17 protein-coding genes are annotated in these 18191 nt (G+C 72.2%); 8 read left to right on the forward strand and 9 right to left on the reverse strand.

Going from position 1 to position 18191, the window contains the following annotated elements; translation table 11 throughout:
* Positions 1 to 19: 19 nt before the first annotated feature.
* The gene (locus ACH4D3_RS11845) at positions 20 to 1333 is read right to left on the reverse strand and encodes an aspartate aminotransferase family protein (RefSeq protein WP_398319934.1); all 1314 of its coding nucleotides are present in this window, start codon (positions 1331 to 1333) and stop codon (positions 20 to 22) included.
* Between the two features lie 107 nt (positions 1334 to 1440).
* Between ACH4D3_RS11845 and ACH4D3_RS11850 the strand changes: the two genes are divergently transcribed.
* The gene (locus ACH4D3_RS11850; RefSeq protein ID WP_398321088.1) at positions 1441 to 2385 is read left to right on the forward strand and encodes a LysR family transcriptional regulator; all 945 of its coding nucleotides are present in this window, start codon (positions 1441 to 1443) and stop codon (positions 2383 to 2385) included.
* A gap of 13 nt (positions 2386 to 2398) precedes the next feature.
* Here the strand turns inward: ACH4D3_RS11850 and ACH4D3_RS11855 are convergent, their stop codons facing one another.
* The 4 genes from ACH4D3_RS11855 to ACH4D3_RS11870 all read right to left on the reverse strand — a co-directional run bounded on the left by ACH4D3_RS11855 (position 2399) and on the right by ACH4D3_RS11870 (position 7605).
* Positions 2399 to 3133: a TetR/AcrR family transcriptional regulator gene (locus ACH4D3_RS11855; RefSeq protein WP_398319937.1), complete on the reverse strand. Its 735-nt coding sequence runs from the start codon at positions 3131 to 3133 to the stop codon at positions 2399 to 2401.
* 152 nt (positions 3134 to 3285) lie between these two features.
* On the reverse strand, positions 3286 to 3957 hold the full coding sequence (locus ACH4D3_RS11860; protein WP_398319940.1) for a CBS domain-containing protein: 672 nt from the start codon (positions 3955 to 3957) through the stop codon (positions 3286 to 3288).
* Positions 3957 to 6116 carry a SpoIIE family protein phosphatase gene (locus tag ACH4D3_RS11865; protein WP_398319943.1) on the reverse strand — a complete coding sequence of 720 codons (2160 nt, stop codon included), beginning with the start codon at positions 6114 to 6116 and terminating at the stop codon, positions 3957 to 3959. Before ACH4D3_RS11865 ends, ACH4D3_RS11860 begins: the two co-directional genes overlap by 1 nt.
* A gap of 130 nt (positions 6117 to 6246) precedes the next feature.
* Positions 6247 to 7605, reverse strand: a complete 1359-nt coding sequence (locus tag ACH4D3_RS11870; RefSeq protein WP_398319946.1) for a family 43 glycosylhydrolase — start codon at positions 7603 to 7605, stop codon at positions 6247 to 6249.
* Between the two features lie 235 nt (positions 7606 to 7840).
* Here ACH4D3_RS11870 and ACH4D3_RS11875 point away from each other — a divergent pair, with 235 nt between their 5' ends.
* The 6 genes from ACH4D3_RS11875 to ACH4D3_RS11900 are packed head-to-tail and all read left to right on the forward strand — an operon-like array spanning position 7841 to position 14430.
* Positions 7841 to 9106 carry an ROK family transcriptional regulator gene (locus ACH4D3_RS11875; protein ID WP_398319949.1) on the forward strand — a complete coding sequence of 422 codons (1266 nt, stop codon included), beginning with the start codon at positions 7841 to 7843 and terminating at the stop codon, positions 9104 to 9106.
* Positions 9093 to 10004 carry an ABC transporter permease gene (locus tag ACH4D3_RS11880; protein ID WP_398319952.1) on the forward strand — a complete coding sequence of 304 codons (912 nt, stop codon included), beginning with the start codon at positions 9093 to 9095 and terminating at the stop codon, positions 10002 to 10004. Before ACH4D3_RS11875 ends, ACH4D3_RS11880 begins: the two co-directional genes overlap by 14 nt.
* Positions 10001 to 10813, forward strand: a complete 813-nt coding sequence (locus ACH4D3_RS11885) for an ABC transporter ATP-binding protein (RefSeq protein WP_398319955.1) — start codon at positions 10001 to 10003, stop codon at positions 10811 to 10813. The genes ACH4D3_RS11880 and ACH4D3_RS11885 overlap by 4 nt, the downstream gene beginning before the upstream one ends.
* 20 nt (positions 10814 to 10833) lie before the next feature.
* Complete coding sequence (locus tag ACH4D3_RS11890) at positions 10834 to 11832, forward strand: aliphatic sulfonate ABC transporter substrate-binding protein (RefSeq protein ID WP_398319958.1); 999 nt, start codon at positions 10834 to 10836, stop codon at positions 11830 to 11832.
* A gap of 23 nt (positions 11833 to 11855) precedes the next feature.
* The gene (locus tag ACH4D3_RS11895) at positions 11856 to 13394 is read left to right on the forward strand and encodes a sulfatase-like hydrolase/transferase (RefSeq protein ID WP_398321091.1); all 1539 of its coding nucleotides are present in this window, start codon (positions 11856 to 11858) and stop codon (positions 13392 to 13394) included.
* A gap of 46 nt (positions 13395 to 13440) precedes the next feature.
* Positions 13441 to 14430, forward strand: coding sequence for a formylglycine-generating enzyme family protein (locus ACH4D3_RS11900; RefSeq protein ID WP_398319961.1), 990 nt, complete (start codon positions 13441 to 13443; stop codon positions 14428 to 14430).
* On the opposite strand, the gene ACH4D3_RS11905 is transcribed toward ACH4D3_RS11900, so the two are convergent.
* From ACH4D3_RS11905 to ACH4D3_RS11915, 3 genes are all read right to left on the reverse strand, one after another.
* Positions 14405 to 14749, reverse strand: a complete 345-nt coding sequence (locus tag ACH4D3_RS11905; RefSeq protein WP_398319964.1) for a hypothetical protein — start codon at positions 14747 to 14749, stop codon at positions 14405 to 14407. The two genes, ACH4D3_RS11900 and ACH4D3_RS11905, sit on opposite strands and share 26 nt — an antisense overlap.
* Positions 14750 to 14852: 103 nt before the next feature.
* Entirely contained in the window at positions 14853 to 15056 is a 204-nt protein-coding gene (locus ACH4D3_RS11910) for a hypothetical protein (protein ID WP_398319967.1), read from the reverse strand.
* A gap of 65 nt (positions 15057 to 15121) precedes the next feature.
* Positions 15122 to 15739 carry a TetR/AcrR family transcriptional regulator gene (locus tag ACH4D3_RS11915; RefSeq protein WP_398319970.1) on the reverse strand — a complete coding sequence of 206 codons (618 nt, stop codon included), beginning with the start codon at positions 15737 to 15739 and terminating at the stop codon, positions 15122 to 15124.
* A gap of 99 nt (positions 15740 to 15838) precedes the next feature.
* On the opposite strand from ACH4D3_RS11915, the gene ACH4D3_RS11920 reads away from it, so the two are divergent.
* A complete protein-coding gene (locus ACH4D3_RS11920) occupies positions 15839 to 16801 on the forward strand; it encodes a zinc-binding dehydrogenase (RefSeq protein WP_398319973.1) in 963 nt (320 codons plus the stop codon).
* 63 nt (positions 16802 to 16864) lie between these two features.
* On the opposite strand, the gene ACH4D3_RS11925 is transcribed toward ACH4D3_RS11920, so the two are convergent.
* Positions 16865 to 17878: a LacI family DNA-binding transcriptional regulator gene (locus tag ACH4D3_RS11925; protein ID WP_398319976.1), complete on the reverse strand. Its 1014-nt coding sequence runs from the start codon at positions 17876 to 17878 to the stop codon at positions 16865 to 16867.
* Positions 17879 to 18191: the final 313 nt, after the last annotated feature.

An 18191-nucleotide genomic window follows, 5' to 3' on the forward strand; every position in this document is an offset into this window, starting at 1 on the left:
GACACCGGGGCCTTCGGGGCTACAGGGCTCCGGCGGCGTCGGCGAGTGCCTGGTCGAGGACGGCCACGCCGCGGGCGATCTCGTCGTCGCTCGCGGTCAGCGGGGGCGCGATACGGAAGATCCCGCCCATCCCCGGGAGCTGGACGATGTTCATGTGCAGCCCCAGCTCGAAGCAGCGCCGGGTGACGTCCGCGCCGAGACGGTCCGCGCCGCCCTCGCCCAGCACCTGGTCGCCGACCAGTTCCATGCCCAGCAGCAACCCCCGGCCCCGGACGTCGCCGACCACCTCGTGGCGGGCGGCGAGCTTGTCGAGGCCCTCCCGCAGCGCCGCGCCGAGCCTGCGGGCGCGCTCGTCCAGCCGGTCGCGGACCAGGACGTCGAGGACGGTGTTGCCCACCGCGGCGGGCAGCGGGTCGTTGACGTGGGTGGTGAAGAACAGGAACCCGCGCTCGTGCGCCCGCTGCTCGATCTCGGCGCCGGTCAGCACGGCGGCCAGCGGCAGCCCCGCGCCCAGCGTCTTGGACAGCGTGAGGATGTCCGGGACGACACCCTCGTGCTCGAAGGCGTACCAGTCGCCGGTCCGGCACAGCCCCGTCTGGGCCTCGTCCAGGATCAGCAGCATCCCGCGCTCACGGCACTTGTCCGCCAGGGCCGCGAGATAGCCCGGCGGAAGCTCGACGACGCCGCCCGAGGAGAGGATCGGCTCGACCAGGCACGCGGCCAGACTGCCGACCGACTGCGCGTCGATCATCTCGAAGCCCAGGTCCAGCTGGCGGCGCCAGTCCAGCTCGCCGTCCGCGCCGACGACGGAGGGCCGGTAGCGGTCCGGCACCGGCAGTGCGAAGTTGCCCGGCGCGGCGGGGCCGTAGCCCTTGCGTCCGGCACTGTAGGTGGCGTTCGCGGCGGCCTGGGTCATGCCGTGCCAGGACCGGGCGAAGGAGACGATCTCGTGGCGTCCGGTGACGAGCTTCGCCATCCGCACCGCGGCCTCGTTCGCCTCCGCCCCGGTGGTCAGCAGCAGCGCCTTCTCCAGCGGCGCGGGCAGGGTGCCGGCGAGCCGGCGGGCCAGCTCGACGACCGGGCGGCTGAGCATGCCGCTGTGCAGGTGGTCGAGGTGCGCGACCTGCTCGCGCACCGTCGAGACGATCGCGGGATGGGAGTGCCCGAGGATGGCACTCATCTGACCGGACGTGAAGTCCAGCAGCTCACGGCCGCTCTCCGTGAAGACGGAGGTGCCCGCGGCGCGCACCACGACCTCCGGAGAGAAGGGCGCGTGGCCGGAGTAGCGGATCAGGTGGCGCCCCGGGTCGGCGCCGGAAGTCTCGGAAGGCATGCGACCGACGGTAGGGACGGCCCGCTGCGCGTGTCCATCGCACAGATTCGACGATGCTGTACGGCAAAACCGTACGGATGACCAAGGTGCGCCGTACCATCGGCTCCGTGCTCAACTCCGGACGACTGCACCTGCTCAGCCAGCTCGACACGCTCGGCACCGTCCGCGCGGTCGCCGACACGCTGCACCTGAGCGCGTCGACGGTTTCCCAGCAGTTGGCGGTGCTGGAGACCGAGACCCGGTGCAGGCTCATCGAGCGGACCGGGCGGCGGGTGCGGCTGACCCCGGCCGGACTCCTGCTGGCCCGCCGGGGCCGGGAGATCCTCGACCGGATGGCCGACGTCGAGGCCGAACTGCGCGCCCTGAACGACGAGCCCATCGGCACCGTCCGGCTCGCCGTCTTCCAGAGCGCGATCTACAGCCTCGCCGTCCCGGCGGCGAACCGGCTGGCCACCACCCATCCGCACCTGCGCCTGGAACTCGTCGAGATGGAACCGCACGAGAGCGGTCCGGCCCTGCGCTCCGGCGAGGCCGACGTCATCGTCACCACCACCGACTACTCGGGCCTGACGTGGGGCGCGGATCTCGACGTCATGTCGCTCGGCAGCGACCCCGTCCTCCTGGTGCTGCCGGACGGCCATCCGCTGGCCGCCCGCGCCGCGGTGGACCTCGCGGCGTGCAAGGAGGAGACCTGGGCCTGCGACCGGCCGCAGTCGTACATGGCGGACCTGACCGTGCGGCTGTGCCGCGAGTCCGGGTTCGACCCCAGGGTGGCCTGCCGGTTCAGCAACTACCTCATGCTGCTGCGGCACGTCGAGACCACCGGTTCGGTCGCCCTGCTGCCCGCCCTGGCGGTCACGGCGGACCACGCCGTCGTCACCCGGCGGCTGAGCCCGCCGGTGCACCGCAACGTCGCCGTCGTGGTACGGCGCGGCGCCCCGCAGCGCGCCGCGGTGAACGCGGTCATCACCGCCCTGCGCGACCACCCCGAGATCGAGGCGCTGTCCGCCCCCGACCCCGCGCGCGAGGGCCGGGAGGCACCTCGCCCCTGACGGCCGTGCTCGCTCAGGCGGCGGGGATCCGGCGGTGGATGTCCTCCAGCATCATCCGGACCGACGTGCGGAAGACCTCCGCCTGGTGGTCGCCCAGGAACGTGGTGTGCCCGAACACCTCCAGGACGACCAGGCCGTGCACATGCCCCCACGCGCTCAGGAAGAGGGCGGCCGCGGCGGGCGGCAGACCGCGCTGGGCGTGCATGGGAAGCTGTTCCAGATGCTCCCGGTAGGGCGGCGAGGGCGCGGGGACCTCGGCCGCGGCGAGCTGCGCCGGGGTGAAGCCGGCGAACAGCTCGCGCTGGAAGATCGCGGCCATCCGGCGGACCGCCTGCGTGGTCGGGCCCTCGGCGGGGGCCGCGTAGTAGCGCAGCGGCGTCCCGTAGAGGAGCTGGAAGTGCTCGGGACGGGCGACGTCCCAGCCGCGGTAGGCCTCGGCCACCGCGACCAGACGGGGTGTGGCGGGGTCCGCGCGCACACTGTCGGCGGCGGCCTGCAACACGTCGGACAGCTCGCCGTACGCCTTGGTGATGAGGGCGGTGACGAGGGCGTCGCGGTTCGGGAAGTAGTGGTAGAGCGCCTGCACGGTCATGCCGAGACCGCGGGCGACCGCGCGCAGCGACAGGGCGGCGGGACCGTGTTCGCCGATGTGCTGCTCGGCGGCGTCGACGATCTCCTGGGCCGCGGCGGCCCGGCGCCGCTCGCGGAGGGAGACGGGAGCGGTCGTGGTGTGTTGCGCTGTGGGCATGCGGCGAGCCTAGGGCGCCGTGCAGTGATGGTCCATCAAGAAGCCGAACGGTGTTAGGCAGATCTCACGCCGCCCGACCGCGTTGCCCCGTGTCCGCCTCCCCTTCCCCGGGGAAGCGGGCACGGGCGGGCTTCCGCCGGGCCGGCAGGATCTCAGGAACCGACGGCCGCGGGACCCTCGGCGTCGGCCTCGCCTGCCGGTCTGAACTCCACGGCGACGACGCCGTCCACGCTCCGGCAGTGCTCTTCCAGCAGCGGGGCGGACACATGGGCCGGGAGTCGGCCACTGAGCACGACATGGCCGTGCGCCACGTCCACCTGCACCGACGAGGGAGCCAGGCCCAGCGCCTTGACCAGGGCCTCCTCGATGATCTCGGTGCGGATCGCGCGGTCCGTGCGCAGGAACACCCGCAGCAGGTCGCTTCTGCTGACGACCCCGGCCAGCCGCCCGTCCGCGTCGACGACCAGCAGCCGTTTGATGCGGTGCCGTGCCATCACCCGGGCGGCGTCCACGACGCTCCAGCTCTCCAGGGCGCACAGCGGGGGCGAGGTCATGAGCCCGGCCGCGTCCGTGGCGTCCGCCTTGCCCGCCGAGGCCCGGGACCACTCGGCGTGCTCGGGGGAACCGTCGGGCTCCCCGCCCCACATCTTCTGCAGGAGGTCGGCCTCCGACACCACCCCCACGGGACGGTTCTCCTCGTCGACGACCGGCACCGCCGTGATGTCGTATTCCAGCAGCAGGTGGGCGATCTCCTTGAACGGTGTGCCCCGCTGCACGCGGACCACGGCGTCGCTCATCAGATCGCGCACCCTCCGGTGTTTCATTAAGGGTCTTCTCCTCCGCTGCCGGCCCGCATCGACCGGCGTTCGTCCTTCTCGTCCCTGAAAACGATCGATCGGCTCCGGGAGTGCCCCGGTGCCGACACGCGGGGACCGACGAGGACCAGGGCGATGTCGTCGCCCGGGGTGGGCGCGTGCCGGATGAGGGTGTCGGCCATGGCGTCGAGGTCGCCGGGGTCGCCGTGTTCCACGAGACCGGCCAGGGCCGCGATCGCGTCGTCCAGGTCCACCCCGGGCGCCTCGACCAGTCCGTCGGTGTACAGGACCAGCACACTGCCCGGCGGCAGCGGGAACTCCAGCGAGGGGTACGCGGTGTCCGGCTCGATGCCCAGCAGCAGGCCCGGCGGCACCCGCAGGGCCTCGACGCGCCCGTCGGCGTGGCGCACCAGAGGAGGAGGGTGCCCGGCGAGCGCCACACAGGCGCGGTGCGTGGCAAGGTCGAGGTGGACGTAGGCGCAGCTGGTGAACAGGCCGGGGTCCAGGTCGGTGAGCAGGCGGTTGGTGCGCGCCAGCACGTCGTCGGGGGGCGCCCCCACGGTGGCGTGGGCGTGCACGGCGATGCGGACCTGCCCCATGAGCGCCGCGGCGTCCACGTTGTGCCCCTGCACGTCGCCGATGGTGACGCCCGCGGTGTGCTCGTCGAGGCGGATGACGTCGTAGAAGTCGCCGCCGATGCCCAGGCCCCGGGCGGCCGGGAGGTAGCGCGCGGCGACGTTCAGACCGGGCACGTCGGGGAGGGTGTGGGGCAGCAGCGCGGACTGCAGACGGTGGGCGAGGTGGTGCTTGGCGTCGTAGAGGCGGGCGCGGTCCAGGGCCTGCCCGACCAGACCGGCCAGCGACGTGAGCGCGGCCCGTTCGCCCGGCGGGAAGACGTGCGGCCGCCGGTAGGAGAGCAGCAGCGAGCCGATGGGGCGGCCGGAGGCGATCAGCGGCAGCAGGGCCCAGGCGGCCATCCCGTCCTCGTGCGTCATGGCGGGGTAGGCATGGTGGAGTTCCTCGAAGGTGGTCCAGAACCCCGGGACACCCGTGGCCATGACGTCGACGCCGGGGACGGCCGAGGTGAGCGGCGTCCCGTCGAAGCGTTTCAGGAGCTCCGGGCGGTAGCCGCGCTGGCCGACGATCTTCAGGCGGCCGTCCGCCGGTGCCATCACCACCATGGCCTGCGCTCCGAGCGCGGGCATCAGCTGGTCGGCGGTCTGCTCGACCACGTCCTGCACGCTGACGGCCTCGGTCAGGGTGGAGGCCAGGTGCATCAGGTGGTACAGCACGGTGGCACGGCTGGGGCCCGAGGCCTGTACCGACCGGGACGGGGGCGCGTCCGCGTCCGGACTGCCGGGGGCGATGCGCACGCTCAGTCCGGTGGCGTCCGGGTACAGCTCGAAGGACAGCCACGTCTTCGGCGGGCGCAGGACCGTGAATTCCTGCGGTCTGCGGCTGACCAGCGCGGCCCGGTAGCGGTCCTCGACGTGCGGCACGTCCATCCAGGGCAGCGCCTCCCACGGCAGGGCGCCCACCAGCAGGGACCGGTCGACGCCGAGCAGTTCGGCCGCCCCGGGGGTGACGAAGGTCAGATGCCCCTCCAGGTCCAGGGCGCAGGAGCCGCCGGGCAGGCGGTCCACGAACGCGGACAGCGCGGTCGCCTCGGCGGGGGAGGGGGTGCGCGGTGCGGCTGGCGGCAGGGTCCGGGGCCGCTCGGGCGGCCGCAGCGGTTCGCCGCGGTCGATGGCCCGCTGCATGCTGTCACCCAGGCGGCGGCAGCCCGCCCGGATGACGTCCTGTTCCCCGGCGCTCAGCCGCGCCGGGTGGTTCCCGGGCCACAGCAGCACCAGCCCGCCCCTGGGGGTGGTGCCCGAGACGAGCGGTGCGGCCGCCAGCGAGAAGTCGTACGGCAGGACGAGCGCCAGCCGCGGATACTCCCGTGCCATCTCCTCCCGGCCGCCCGCCCACACCAGTCGGTGCTCGCGGACGGCGTCCGCCACGGGCATCGGGTCCTTCAGCCCGACCCGCCGCCACGGTGCGGCCATCTCCTGCGGGACCCCCGTGACCAGGACCTGCCACACGGCGTCCTCGCCGGGCGGCAGTGCGTAGAGGATCCCTCCGAACGCACCGCTGGCCCGCACGACGGCCGCCATCGCGGAGTCCATCAGCCGTCCGCCCGCGTCCGCGCCGACAGGGCCGCCCGACGCCGCCCGCCCCGAACATCACCCATATCTGGACACTACGCCCGTCCCGTCGCGACGGCATGCGAGGCCGTGACGGGACGGGGACCGCTGCTCAGTGCCCGTTGCCGGGTCCCCCGGGCCCGCGCTTCACGTACAGCCGGCCGTCCGCCGGACCGGTCCACTCCAGCCGTACGACACCGGGCACCGCCGCCTCCGCGACGCGTGCGGAACCCGACCAGTAGCCGGCGGCCGGGTTCAGGAAGTACGTCGCCCACAGGCCGCCCCGGTGGTCGGCGAAGAAGTTGTTGTGACCGGCGCCGACCCCCGCGGTGTACCGCTCGGAGTACGGCCCCTCGAACCGGTCGGCCACGGCGACGATCGCGTCGTACTGGTACTGCACGCGGCCCGCGGCGGGCACGTCGTAGGCCTGGCGGACGGTGCCGTCGGCGTTGACGGACGTACGGTCCCAGGCGGCGTGGACGAGGTGGTACTTGCCCCGGTGCTTGAACACGTAGGCGCCTTCGAGGTACGGCTCCGGTGAGTAGGGCGTCTGCCGGAACCGGGGCAGGTCCGTCGTCGTGACGATGTCCTCCATGTCGTCCCGGAACTTCGCGTACAGGTCGTTGTGCAGCACGAGCCACGCGTCGTCGCCCTCGGAGTAGAGGCCGCCGTCGATGTGGTGGTAGGCGCCGGGCTCGATGAATTTCGGGCCCCCGATGAACGAGTCGCCGAAGGGCTTGTCCAGGTTGCCCTCGACCAGCCGGTACGGGCCCTCGACGCCGCCCTCGCTCACCAGCATGAACGAGCCGACCTTGCGGGAGTGGTCGCCCATGCACGCGACGAGGTACCAGGTGTCACGGAAGTAGTGCAACTCCGGCGCCCAGGCCTGGCCGCGCTTGCCGAACTGCTCGTCGTGCCAGTACTCCTGCCAGGGCGCGACGACCGTGCGGCCGGGCCGGTTCTCCCCGGCGAACTCGGGCGACCACACCTTGCCGCGCTCGGCCCCGGGCCGGATGCCGGTGGTGTCGGCCAGCCGCCACGGGCCTTCGAGGGAGGGGGCCAGCCACATGAAGATGCCGTCGTTCCAGGGGCCGGCGGCTTCGAGCCCGGGCACCCGGGTGGTGCCCGTGGCGACGTACAGCGGGCGGCCGTCGACGACGAAGCAGTTGACGTAGGTGTCGCGCATCCAGACGGTGCCGCGCTCCTCGTCACGAGGGCGCAGCTCCAGCGGTAGGACGAACGAGTTGTCCTGGCGCGGCCACAGATCGGCCCGGGTGTCCGCGGCGCCGTACGGCTCGGGGTCGGGCCAGTTGCGCGGGTGCCGCCGCTCCGCCCCGGCCTGCGGGGAAGTCGTGGGCGCCGCCGCGGGAGCCGCCTGTGCGGCGCTCGCGGGCAGGGCGAACGCCGCGCCCGCACCGGCGGCGCCGGCCAGCAGGGATCGTCGGGGGAGTCCGTACTCGGCATCGGTCATCAGTCGGGTCTCCTTCGTCGTCCCCGTCCGGGAACCGAGGCGCGGCACACCGGCCGCATGACGGGGGCATGGCGCACAGCATGCGAACGCCCGCACATTTACGTCAACAGGGCGGACGAATAATCGAGTCCGGCCCACAACCGCAGGGCGCAGCCCACCTGGCATTGTGAACACTTCATTGCGTCTTTCTGTCGGAGTGTTGACGGAATAATCGAGCCTCCCTACCTTGACCGGCATGCAGATGCCCAGCGGAGTGCACGCACTGGTCAGGCGGACCCACGAAGAGCGCGTCATGCGTGCGCTGCAGGAGAACGGCGCCATGAGCCGCGGCGAGATCGCCCGGGTCGTGGGCCTGTCCCGCACCACCCTGTCCGAGATCACCGGCAACCTGCTGCAACGCGGTGCCATCGTGGTCGTCGACACCGACGCCTCCCGCCGCGAGGGCAGCGGGCGGCCCGCCGAACGGCTGGCGCTCGACCCGGCGTCGGCGCAGTTCATGGGCGTCGACTTCGGACACCGGCGCGTCCACGTCGTCGTCGCCGACGCCTCGCACGAGATCATGGTCTCCGGCTCCGTCCGGTACGAGGACACCGCCACCTGGGCGACCCGCACGGAACTGGCCCTGGAACTGGTCGACCGGCTCAGCGGCGAGGCCGGGGTCCACTACGGAGCGCTGCAGGGCATCGGCATCGGCGTACCCGGTCCCTACCCGGCCCCGCAGGGGGCGGCCTGGCCGCGCGCCACCGCGGGCACCACCGTGCTGCGCCCGGCACCCGAGGGCGTCGACGTGGCCTTCGCCGAACGCTTCGACGCACCGGTCATCGTCGACAACAACACCCGGCTGGCCGCCCTCGCCGAGGCGATCAGCGGCGCCGACAGCGTCGCCGACCTGGTCTACGTACGCCTGTCGGACGGCGTCGGCGGCGGACTCGTCGTCGGGGGCCAGCTGGTGACGGGTTCCTCCGGGCTGGCCGGCGAGCTGGGGCACGTGACCGTGGAACCGGCGGGTCGCCCCTGCCGCTGCGGCAAGCGGGGCTGTCTGGAGACCGTGGCCTCGGTGCCCGGAATCCTCGCCGCCTGCTGGGAGTTCGGTCTGCGCCTGGAGAACCTCGGCGACCTCGCCGCCGCCGTGCGCCGCGCCCACCCGGTCGTGGACCGGGTACTGCGGGAGGCCGCGGGGGCGCTGGGCCGGGTGGTCGGCGCCGCGACCATGATGCTGAACCCGGCGAAGGTGGTCATCGGCGGCGAGATCACCCGGCTGGCGCCCGTCCTCGTGGAACAGGTCGCCGCCACCCTCGCCGCCGAGATCTTCCCGACCGCGTCGGCGGGACCCGTCGTCGCCGCCGCCCGGCTCTCCGACGACGACGGCGCCATCGGCGCGCTCGCCGCGGTCTTCCACAGCTCACCCCTCCTGGCGAGGTATCCCGAAACCGCCGACGTGAAGGGCCGTTCCGATGCATCCCACTCCGCCACCGAAGGAGCCGCCCATGTCCGTCCTTGACAAGCGGAGTGCCGATCAGCGGCACCCGCGGCCCCAGAAGGGGCCCGGGTCCTCGCCCGGGTCCGAAGCGGGCGACAGCACGGCGAAGGGCGCCGCGGCTCCGGACACCACGGAGGGCGCCGCCAAGTCCGCGCCGGAGCGCTCCCGTTCCGGCAGGCGCGGGCTGCCCCTCGTCCTGAACGCCGTGTCCGTCGCACTCGGCATCGCCCTCTGGTGGGCCCTCGCGTCCGCCGGTTTCAAGCTGCCGACCCCGCCGGAGGTCGTCGACCGCGCCGCCACCCTGATCAGCGACGGGACGCTCGCCGACGACGCCCTCGCCAGCCTGACCCGGGTCCTCATCGGCTTCGGCCTGGGCACGGCCGTGGCCGTCCCGGTGGGCTTCCTGATGGGCTGGTACGGCATCCTGCGCGGACTGATCGAGCCCTGGATCCAGTTCTTCCGCACCATCCCGCCGCTGGCGATCATCCCGCTGGCCGTGGTCGCCATGGGCATCGACGAGACGCCGAAGATCTTCGTCATCTTCCTTGCCGCGTTCCTGGCCTGTGTGATCTCCACCTTCCAGGGCGTGGTGAACGTCGACCGCACCCTGATCAACGCCGCCCGGGTGCTGGGCGCGGGCGACGCCACCATCTTCGCCCGCGTGGTGGTGCCGGCGTCCACCCCCTTCATCCTCGTCGGCATGCGGGTCGGACTCGGCTCGGCCTGGGCCACCCTGGTCGCCGCGGAGCTGATCGCCGCCCAGGAGGGCCTCGGCTACCGCATGCAGAACGCCCAGCTCTACTACGACCTCCCGACCATCTTCGTCGGGCTCATCTCGATCGGGATCCTCGGTCTCCTCATGGACCGCGTCCTCCTCCTCGCCGAACGCCGGCTCACCCGATGGCAGGAACGCCGATGACCAGCACACCCGCCAAGATCTCCGTCCAGCACGTCACCAAGACCTTCTCGCTGGGCCGGGAGACCTTCACCGCCCTGGACGACGTGAGCCTCGACATCGCGAACCACGAGTTCGTCACCGTCGTCGGCCCCTCCGGGTGCGGCAAGAGCACCCTGATGAACATCCTCGCCGGGCTGGAGACACCCACCTCCGGCCGCGCCCTGGTGGACGGAGCACCCGTCTCGGGGCCCGGACCCGAGCGCGGCGTCATCTTCCAGCAGTACGCCCTGTTTCCCTGGCTGACGGTACGTCAGAACGTCGAGTTCGGTCTGAGGACCACCGGGGTGCCCAAGCGCGAACGCCGCGCCCGGGCCGAGCACTTCATCGAACTGGTCGGCCTGGAACGCTTCGCCGACGCGCTCCCCAAGACCCTCTCCGGCGGCATGCGCCAGCGCTGCGCCATCGCCCGCGCCTACGCCGTCGACCCCTCGATCCTGCTGATGGACGAACCCTTCGGCGCCCTCGACGCGCTCACCCGGGTCAAGCTCCAGGAGCAGCTGCTGAAGACCTGGAGCCAGGACAAGCGCACGGTCCTGTTCATCACCCACGACGTCGACGAGGCCGTGTTCCTGGCCAACCGCGTAGTCGTGATGGCCGCCCGGCCCGGGCGCGTCTACGACGTCGTCGACGTCGACCCCGCCATCGAGCGCGACGAGGCCTTCCGGCTCAGCCCCGAGTTCGCCGCACTGCGCAACCGCGTGTGGCACTCCGTCTACCACCAGGAAGGCCGCACCGCCGCCCTTTCCGGTTCCCACTCCCCGACGTCATGACCCGGAAGGGACTCACCGCCATGTCACCCGTCCTCACCCGCAGAAGCCTCACCACGACCCTCGCCGGCGTGGCCGCCATGGCGCTGCTCGCCGCATGCGGCGGCTCCTCCTCCGGCGGCTCGTCGGACAAGGTGCGCTTCGGATACATCAACGACTTCAACGGCGCCAGCCTGATCGCCATCGCCGAGGCCAAGGGCCTGTGGAAGAAGCACGGGCTGTCCGCCGACGCCAAGGTCTTCACCAACGGGCCGCTCCAGATCCAGGCCCTGGGCACGGACAACCTGGACTTCGGCTACATAGGCCCCGGCGCCATGTGGCTCCCCGCCTCCGGCCAGGCCAAGGTCGTCGCCATCAACACCCTGGGCAACTCCGACCGGGTCCTCGCCCAGCCGGGCATCACCTCGATGCAGCAGCTCAAGGGCAAGACCGTCGCGGTGCCCGAGGGCACCTCCGGCGACATGATCCTCTCCCTCGCCCTGGAGAAGGCCGGGATGACCAAGGAGGACCTGAAGGTCGTCCCCATGGACCCGTCCACCATCGTCTCCGCCTTCTCCTCCCAGCAGGTCGACGGCGCCGGCTTCTGGTACCCGGCCGCGGCGACGATCAAGAAGCAGGTCCCCGACCTGGTCGAACTCGCCAAGAACGCCGACTTCGAACAGGACGTCTCCTTCCCCACCGCCTTCGTCGCGGGCAACAAGGTGGTGGCCGACCAGCCGGAGAAGACCAAGAAGGTGCTGGCCGTGCTGCGCGAGGCGATGACCTTCCGCTCGGAGCACACCGACGAGGCGATCCGGCTCACCGCCGACAAGCTGAAGATCCCCGTCGACCAGGTGAAGGCGGACGCCGCGAACAACAAGGTGCTGAGCGTGGCGGAGCTGGACAAGCTGACCCAGGACGGCACCGTCGTCAAGTGGCTGGAGGGCATGAACGACTATTTCGTCGACGCCGGCAAACTCGAGAAGCCCGCCGACCCGAAGACCTACTACACCGGCGACCTCTTCACGGGAGCGGGCAAGTGACGCGAGCGAGCGAGCCCGGCGCCCTGTCCGGCGCCCAGTCGGGCGTCGAGTCGGGCGTCCAGTCCGGGACGTCCCGGAAGAACATCCTCTTCCTCATGACCGACCAGCACCGCACCGACACGCTCGGCGCCTACGGCAACCCGCTGGCCCACACCCCCGCACTCGACGAACTGGCCGCCACCGGAACCCGCTTCGACCGCTGGTACACCCCCACCGCCATCTGCACTCCGGCCCGCGCCAGCCTGCTGACCGGCCAGGCACCCTTCCGGCACAAGCTCCTCGCCAACCACGAACGCAACGTCGGCTACCTCGAAGACCTCGCCGAGGACCAGTTCGCCTTCTCCCGGGCGCTGCGCGAACACGGCTACAACTGCGGCCTGTTTGGCAAGTGGCACGCCGGAAACCGGCGTACCGCGGCCGACTACGGCTTCGACGGCCCCGAACTGCCCGGCTGGCACAACCCCGTCGACCACCCGGACTACCTCGCCTACCTCGACGAACGCGGACTGCCGCCGTACGAGATCAGCGACCGGGTCCGCGGCACCCTCCCGAACGGCGGCCCCGGGAACCTGCTCGCCGCCCGGCTGCACCAGCCGGTCGAGGCCACCTTCGAGCACTACCTGGCCACCCGCGCCATCGAACAGTTGGAGCGGTACGCCGCCGACGCCCACGAGCGCGACCAGCCCTTCTTCCTGGCCCTGCACTTCTTCGGACCCCACCTGCCGTACATCCTCCCGGACGAGTACTTCGACCTGGTCGACCCCGCGGACGTGGAACTGCCGCGGTCGGTGTCCGAGACCTTCGAGGGCAAACCCCCCGTCCAGCGCAACTACAGCGCGCACTGGACCTTCGACACCATGCCCATCGAGACGACCCGCAAGCTCATCGCGGTCTACTGGGGCTACGTGGCCCTCATCGACAAGCAGATCGGCCGGGTCATGGACGCCATGGAACGGCTCGGCCTCGTGGACGACACCGCGGTGTTCTTCACCTGCGACCACGGGGAGTTCACCGGCGCGCACCGGCTGCACGACAAGGGCCCCGCGATGTACGAGGACATCTACCGCACCCCCGGCCTGCTCCGGGTCCCGGGCGCCCCCGGCGGTCAGGTGCGCGACGAGTTCGTCAGCCTCCTCGACTGCACCGCCACGATCCTCGAACTGGCCGGTCTCGACCCGAAACCCGCCGTCGACTCGCGCAGCCTGCTGCCCCTCGTGCGGGGCGAGACGGTGGAGTGGGAGGAGGACATCGTCTGCGAGTTCCACGGCCACCACTTCCCCTACCCCCAGCGCATGCTGCGCGAGGACCGGTACAAACTCGTCGTCAACCCCGACTCCGTCAACGAGCTGTACGACCTGCACACCGACCCGGACGAACTGCAGAACGTCTACGCCCACCCGGAACGGGCGGAGGTCCGCGGCCGCATGATGCGCCGGCTCTACGACGTCCTGCGCGAACGCGGCGACAACTTCTACCACTGGATGACATCGATGTACGACGTCGGCGAGGTGGGCCACGACCCGACCCTGAGCGGTCTCGACGAGTCCACCTACAAGGCCTGAGGCCCAGGGCCTGCCCGGCTCACGCACGCGATCGATTCGAGGACCCATGACCCGTACTCACCGCCCGTGCTGCGCCCCCGCGACGGCACCCGTCGCCCTGGCCGGCCCGGCCCGCGCGCTCGCCGCGGAACCGGGGCCCGACGCCCGCCCGCGCTCGACCCGCGGACAGGTGCGCCTGCCGGGCGGTGAGTTCGCGATGGGCGACGCCTTCGGGGAGGGATATCCGGCCGACGGCGAGACACCCGTGCACCCGGTGCGCCTGCGGCCCTTCCACATCGACGAGACCGCCGTCACCAACGCCCGGTTCGCCGCCTTCGTCAAGGCGACCGGTCACGTGACCGACGCCGAACGCTTCGGCTCCTCGGCCGTCTTCCACCTGGTCGTCGCCGCCCCGGACGCCGACGTCCTCGGCAACGCCGCCGGCGCCCCCTGGTGGATCAACGTGCGGGGCGCCCACTGGCGCCGCCCCGAGGGCGCCCGCTCCGACATCACCGGCCGGCAGAACCATCCGGTCGTCCACGTCTCCTGGAACGACGCCACCGCCTACGCGCGCTGGGCCGGCAAGCGCCTGCCCACCGAGGCCGAATGGGAGTACGCCGCCCGCGGGGGACTGGCCGGCCGCCGCTACGCCTGGGGCGACGAACTGACCCCGGGCGGCCGGTGGCGCTGCAACATCTGGCAGGGCCGATTCCCCCACGTCAACACGGCCGAGGACGGCCACGTCACCACCGCGCCGGTCAAGTCCTACCGGCCCAACGGCCACGGCCTGTGGAACACCGCGGGCAACGTGTGGGAATGGTGCTCCGACTGGTTCTCGCCCACCTACTACGCCGAATCGCCGGCCGCGGACCCGCACGGCCCCGACACCGGGACGGCACGGGTGCTGCGCGGCGGCTCCTACCTGTGCCACGACTCCTACTGCAACCGCTACCGGGTCGCCGCCCGCTCCTCCAACACCCCGGACTCCTCGTCCGGCAACCTCGGCTTCCGCTGCGCCAACGACGCCGACGTCAGATGCGGATCAGCCGCTGAGTGATCTCCCGGTACTGCCGCAGGGCGAGCCGGAGTTCCTCGGCATGCGTCTCGGCGTCCTGCTCCCGCCACCTCTCGCGCAGGGCACGACGCCGCTGGGCCAGGGCGGTGGCGAGATGGGCCGCGGCGTCGTCGAAGGCGCCCTCCGCCTCCTCCAGCGCCTCGTGCGGAGCGTCGGCGAAGGTGTTGATGGCCTTGCGGAGACGGTCCAGGACCGCGTCCCGTTCCACCGGCGGCAGCAGCGCCTCCGGTGCCGCGGGACGGCGCCCGGTGCGGCGCTGGTCCGGGTCCGAGGGCTGCTGTGCGCGCGTCTGGTCGTACATGTCGTGTGCCGCTTTCCTGGGGTGTGTGGAGCGGGACGCCGAACCGGTCGTCGGAGGCGGAGGGGGTGATACCGCGCAGCCACCCCCTCCCGCCCCGTGCGTTTCACCGGCCGAGGATGCCCCGGGGGAGGAGCGACTGCGCGGAGGTGGCCGGATGCCCCACCTCCAGCGAACCGAGGAGACCGTCCAGGAGCGGACCACCCGGAACACCGGCGGACGGGCCGGGCACGGGGGCCGCCTCGGCGAGGGGAGCGGAGACCAGCAGAGCGGTGGCCATGACGGAGACACAGGCGAGCTTCTTGATCATGTCCGTCCCAACGAACGGAGGCTCGGGGGGAAACGCTCGCCTCACCCGTACTGGGCCAGTCGGGTTCACACGGGCGCCGGCCGCGGCACCGGAGGGAGCGGCGCGTGCTCGGGGGAGGCCCGGAACGCCTGGATCACCAGCGCGGCGAAGCGCCGGGAGGCCGCGACGCGGGTGGCCGTCGACTGGGCGTGGATGCCCCGGTTCGCCATGATCATGAGCACGAGGTCGGCCAGGACGAAATCGGGGCGCAGACCGCCGGCTTCCCTGGCCCGACGGGCCAGTTCACCGGCGGACTTCAGCGAGTACGCGCGCGCCGCGGCGAAGTCCATCGCGTCCGGGTAGGCCGCCATGAACGCCTCGGTGAAGCCGAGGTGCCGCGCGTGCAGCTCGCAGGTCTTCTCGACGACGAGGCAGAAGCCGGCCCAGGGGTCGGGATGGGCCAGGCCCTCGTCGACGATGGTGCGGCAGGCCCGCAACTGCTCCGTGAACGCCTCGGTGACCAGCGCCTGCTTGGTCGGGAAGCGCCGGTAGAGCGTGGCCGGGCCGACACCGGCCCGCCGGGCCACCTCCCGCATCGGCACCCGCAACCCCTCGGTGGCGAACAGTGCGCGGGCCGCGTCGAGGATGCGCTCGCGGTTGTCCCGGGCGTCGGAGCGCAGCGGGTGAGACAGATGATCGGTCACCACTCTCACTTTAGCGAAGTGGACGGCGGCGTCCGTTAACGTCCGGCGAGCAGGGCTTCAGTGCGTAGGGGCTCGGCCTCGGCGAGCAAGGAGTGGCGAATGAAGGCAGTGGTGATCCGGACGTTCGGCGGCCCCGAGGGACTGGAGGTCGTCGACCTTCCCGCCCCCGCGCCCGCCGCGGGACAGGTACTGGTCGCGACCGAGGCGATCGGCGTGAGCGGTGCCGACGTCGCCATCCGCAGCGGTGCGCTCGCCGCCTACGGATTCCAGGAGGGGCACGTGCCCGGCGGCGAGGTGGTGGGCACCGTGACCGCGGTCGGCGCGGGCGTCGACGCCGCCTGGACCGGCCGGCGCGTGTGGGCGCAGACGGGCGTGGGAGGAGGCTACGCGGAGCAGGCGACCGCACCGGCCGGTGACATCCTCCCGCTCCCCGCGGGGTTGTCCGCTCGGGACGCGGTGACGCTCGGCAGTGCCGGGGTGGTGGCGCACTTCGGGCTCGCCCACGCACGCTTCACCGCGGGCGAGCGCGTGCTGGTGCGCGGCGCGGCCGGCAGCATCGGCATCATGACGGTCCAGCTCGCGGCCCGTGCCGGTGCCACCGCGGTGGCGGTCACCACCTCGTCGGCCGCCCGCGGCGAGCGGCTGCGCGGGCTGGGCGCGACCCATGTCCTGGACCGCTCGGGCGAGGGCGGCGCGGACGCTCCCCGCGCCTTCGACGTCATCGTGGACATCGTCGCCGGAGCCGACCTGCCCGCCTTCTTCACCAGGCTCGCGCCGAACGGCAGGATGGTGGTCGTCGGCGCCGTCGCGGGGCAGCCGCCGGCGGACTTCGGCACCCATCTGATGGCGTCCTTCCAGAAGTCGATGTCGTTCGCCACCTTCAGTGCCGCCACCGTCCCGGAGGCCGACCTGCGGGCCGTGCGGGCCGATCAGTTCGCCGCCGCGGGCCGCGGGGAGATCGAGACCGTCGTGCACGAGGTGCTGCCCCTGGAGCGGGCGGCCTCGGCGCACCGGAAGATGGACACGGGCGAGGTCTTCGGCCGCATCGTGCTGACCCCGTAACCCCCGGCCCGTGCCGCCGCCCCCGGCCGGCCTCGCCCACTGCGCCGAATTGTCGGACAGGCCCTACGACGACTCGCGCACCACCAGCTCCGTCGGCAGCGTCTTCTGCTGCCGCGGCGCACCGTGCTGCGTGATGTCGGTGAGGATGCGGGCCATGGTGCGCCCCAGCTCCTCCACCGGTTGACGCACCGTCGTCAGCGGCGGGTTGGTGTGGCGGGCCAGGACGGAGTCCTCGAAGCCGACGACGGCGACGTCCCCGGGCACCCGCCGCTTCTGCCGACGCAGTTCGGCCAGGGCACCGACCGCCATGAGGTCGGACGCGGCGAAAACGGCGTCCAGGTCCGGGACGCGTTCAAGAAGCAAACGCATGGCGCTCGCACCGCCCTCCTCGGTGAAGTCGCCCGCCTCGACGAGGAGTTCCTCCGCGGGCACCTCCGCCTCCAGGTGTGCGGCGCGCCAGCCGGCGAGCCTGCTGCGGCCGACGTCCATGTCCAGCGGCCCGGTGATGGTGGCGACCCGGCGCCGTCCGCCGCCCAGCAGATGCCGCACCGCGGCGGCGGCCCCGCCGGCGTTGTCGGAGTTGACGTAGCTCAGCCGCTCGCCCGCGTCGCGGCGGCCGGCGAGCACCGTGGGCAGGCCCATCTCCTCGAGCATGCCGGGCAGCCGGTCCTCGGAGTGCACCGAGACCAGCAGCACGCCGTCCACCCGGCGGGTCGCGACCGACGCGGTCAACTGGTCCCGCTCGGCCTGGTCGCGGACGAGCATGAGCTGCAACTGGGTGCGGCTCTCGGCGAGGGCGCCGCTGACCCCGCGGATCAGCGCGGCGAAGAACGGCTCCGAGCCGAGCCGGCTCTCCGACTCCGGGATCACCAGGGCCACGGCGTTGGTGCGGTTGGTGACCAGGCCGCGGGCGACCGAGTTGGGAACGTAGTTCAGTTCCTTGATCGCCGCAAGCACCCTCTCGCGGGCATCGGCACTGACCAGCTCCGAGCCGTTGACGACACGGGAGACCGTGGTGCGGCCCACGCCGGCGCGGGCGGCGACCGTTTTGATCGTTGGACGGCGGTTGCCGGTCATGTACTCCCCCCTCGGCGGCCGCGGCGGCGCTGCCTGCCGCGGAGGTGACCTGCGGCAATTCTGACAGACGCCAGGGCCGGCGGAGCACCCCCGGGTCTCCGGGAGGCGAACGCGGCGCAGGGTCGGTTGCGACAAGTTGCTTTCAAGTTATTGACAGACCGGCCTCCTTCCCACGAGTCTTCGAGTCGCCGGTGGGAACGTGCCCACCAAAATTGGGCACGTTCCCACCCATTGTTCGAGCCGCTGTCTTTCATCGCTGTAGCCGCTGTAGCCATCGCAGTAGTCATCGCAGAACTCGTCACTCCGATGTGTC

Source organism: Streptomyces sp. NPDC018026 (assembly GCF_044327745.1).
Classification (GTDB): domain Bacteria; phylum Actinomycetota; class Actinomycetes; order Streptomycetales; family Streptomycetaceae; genus Streptomyces; species Streptomyces rubrogriseus.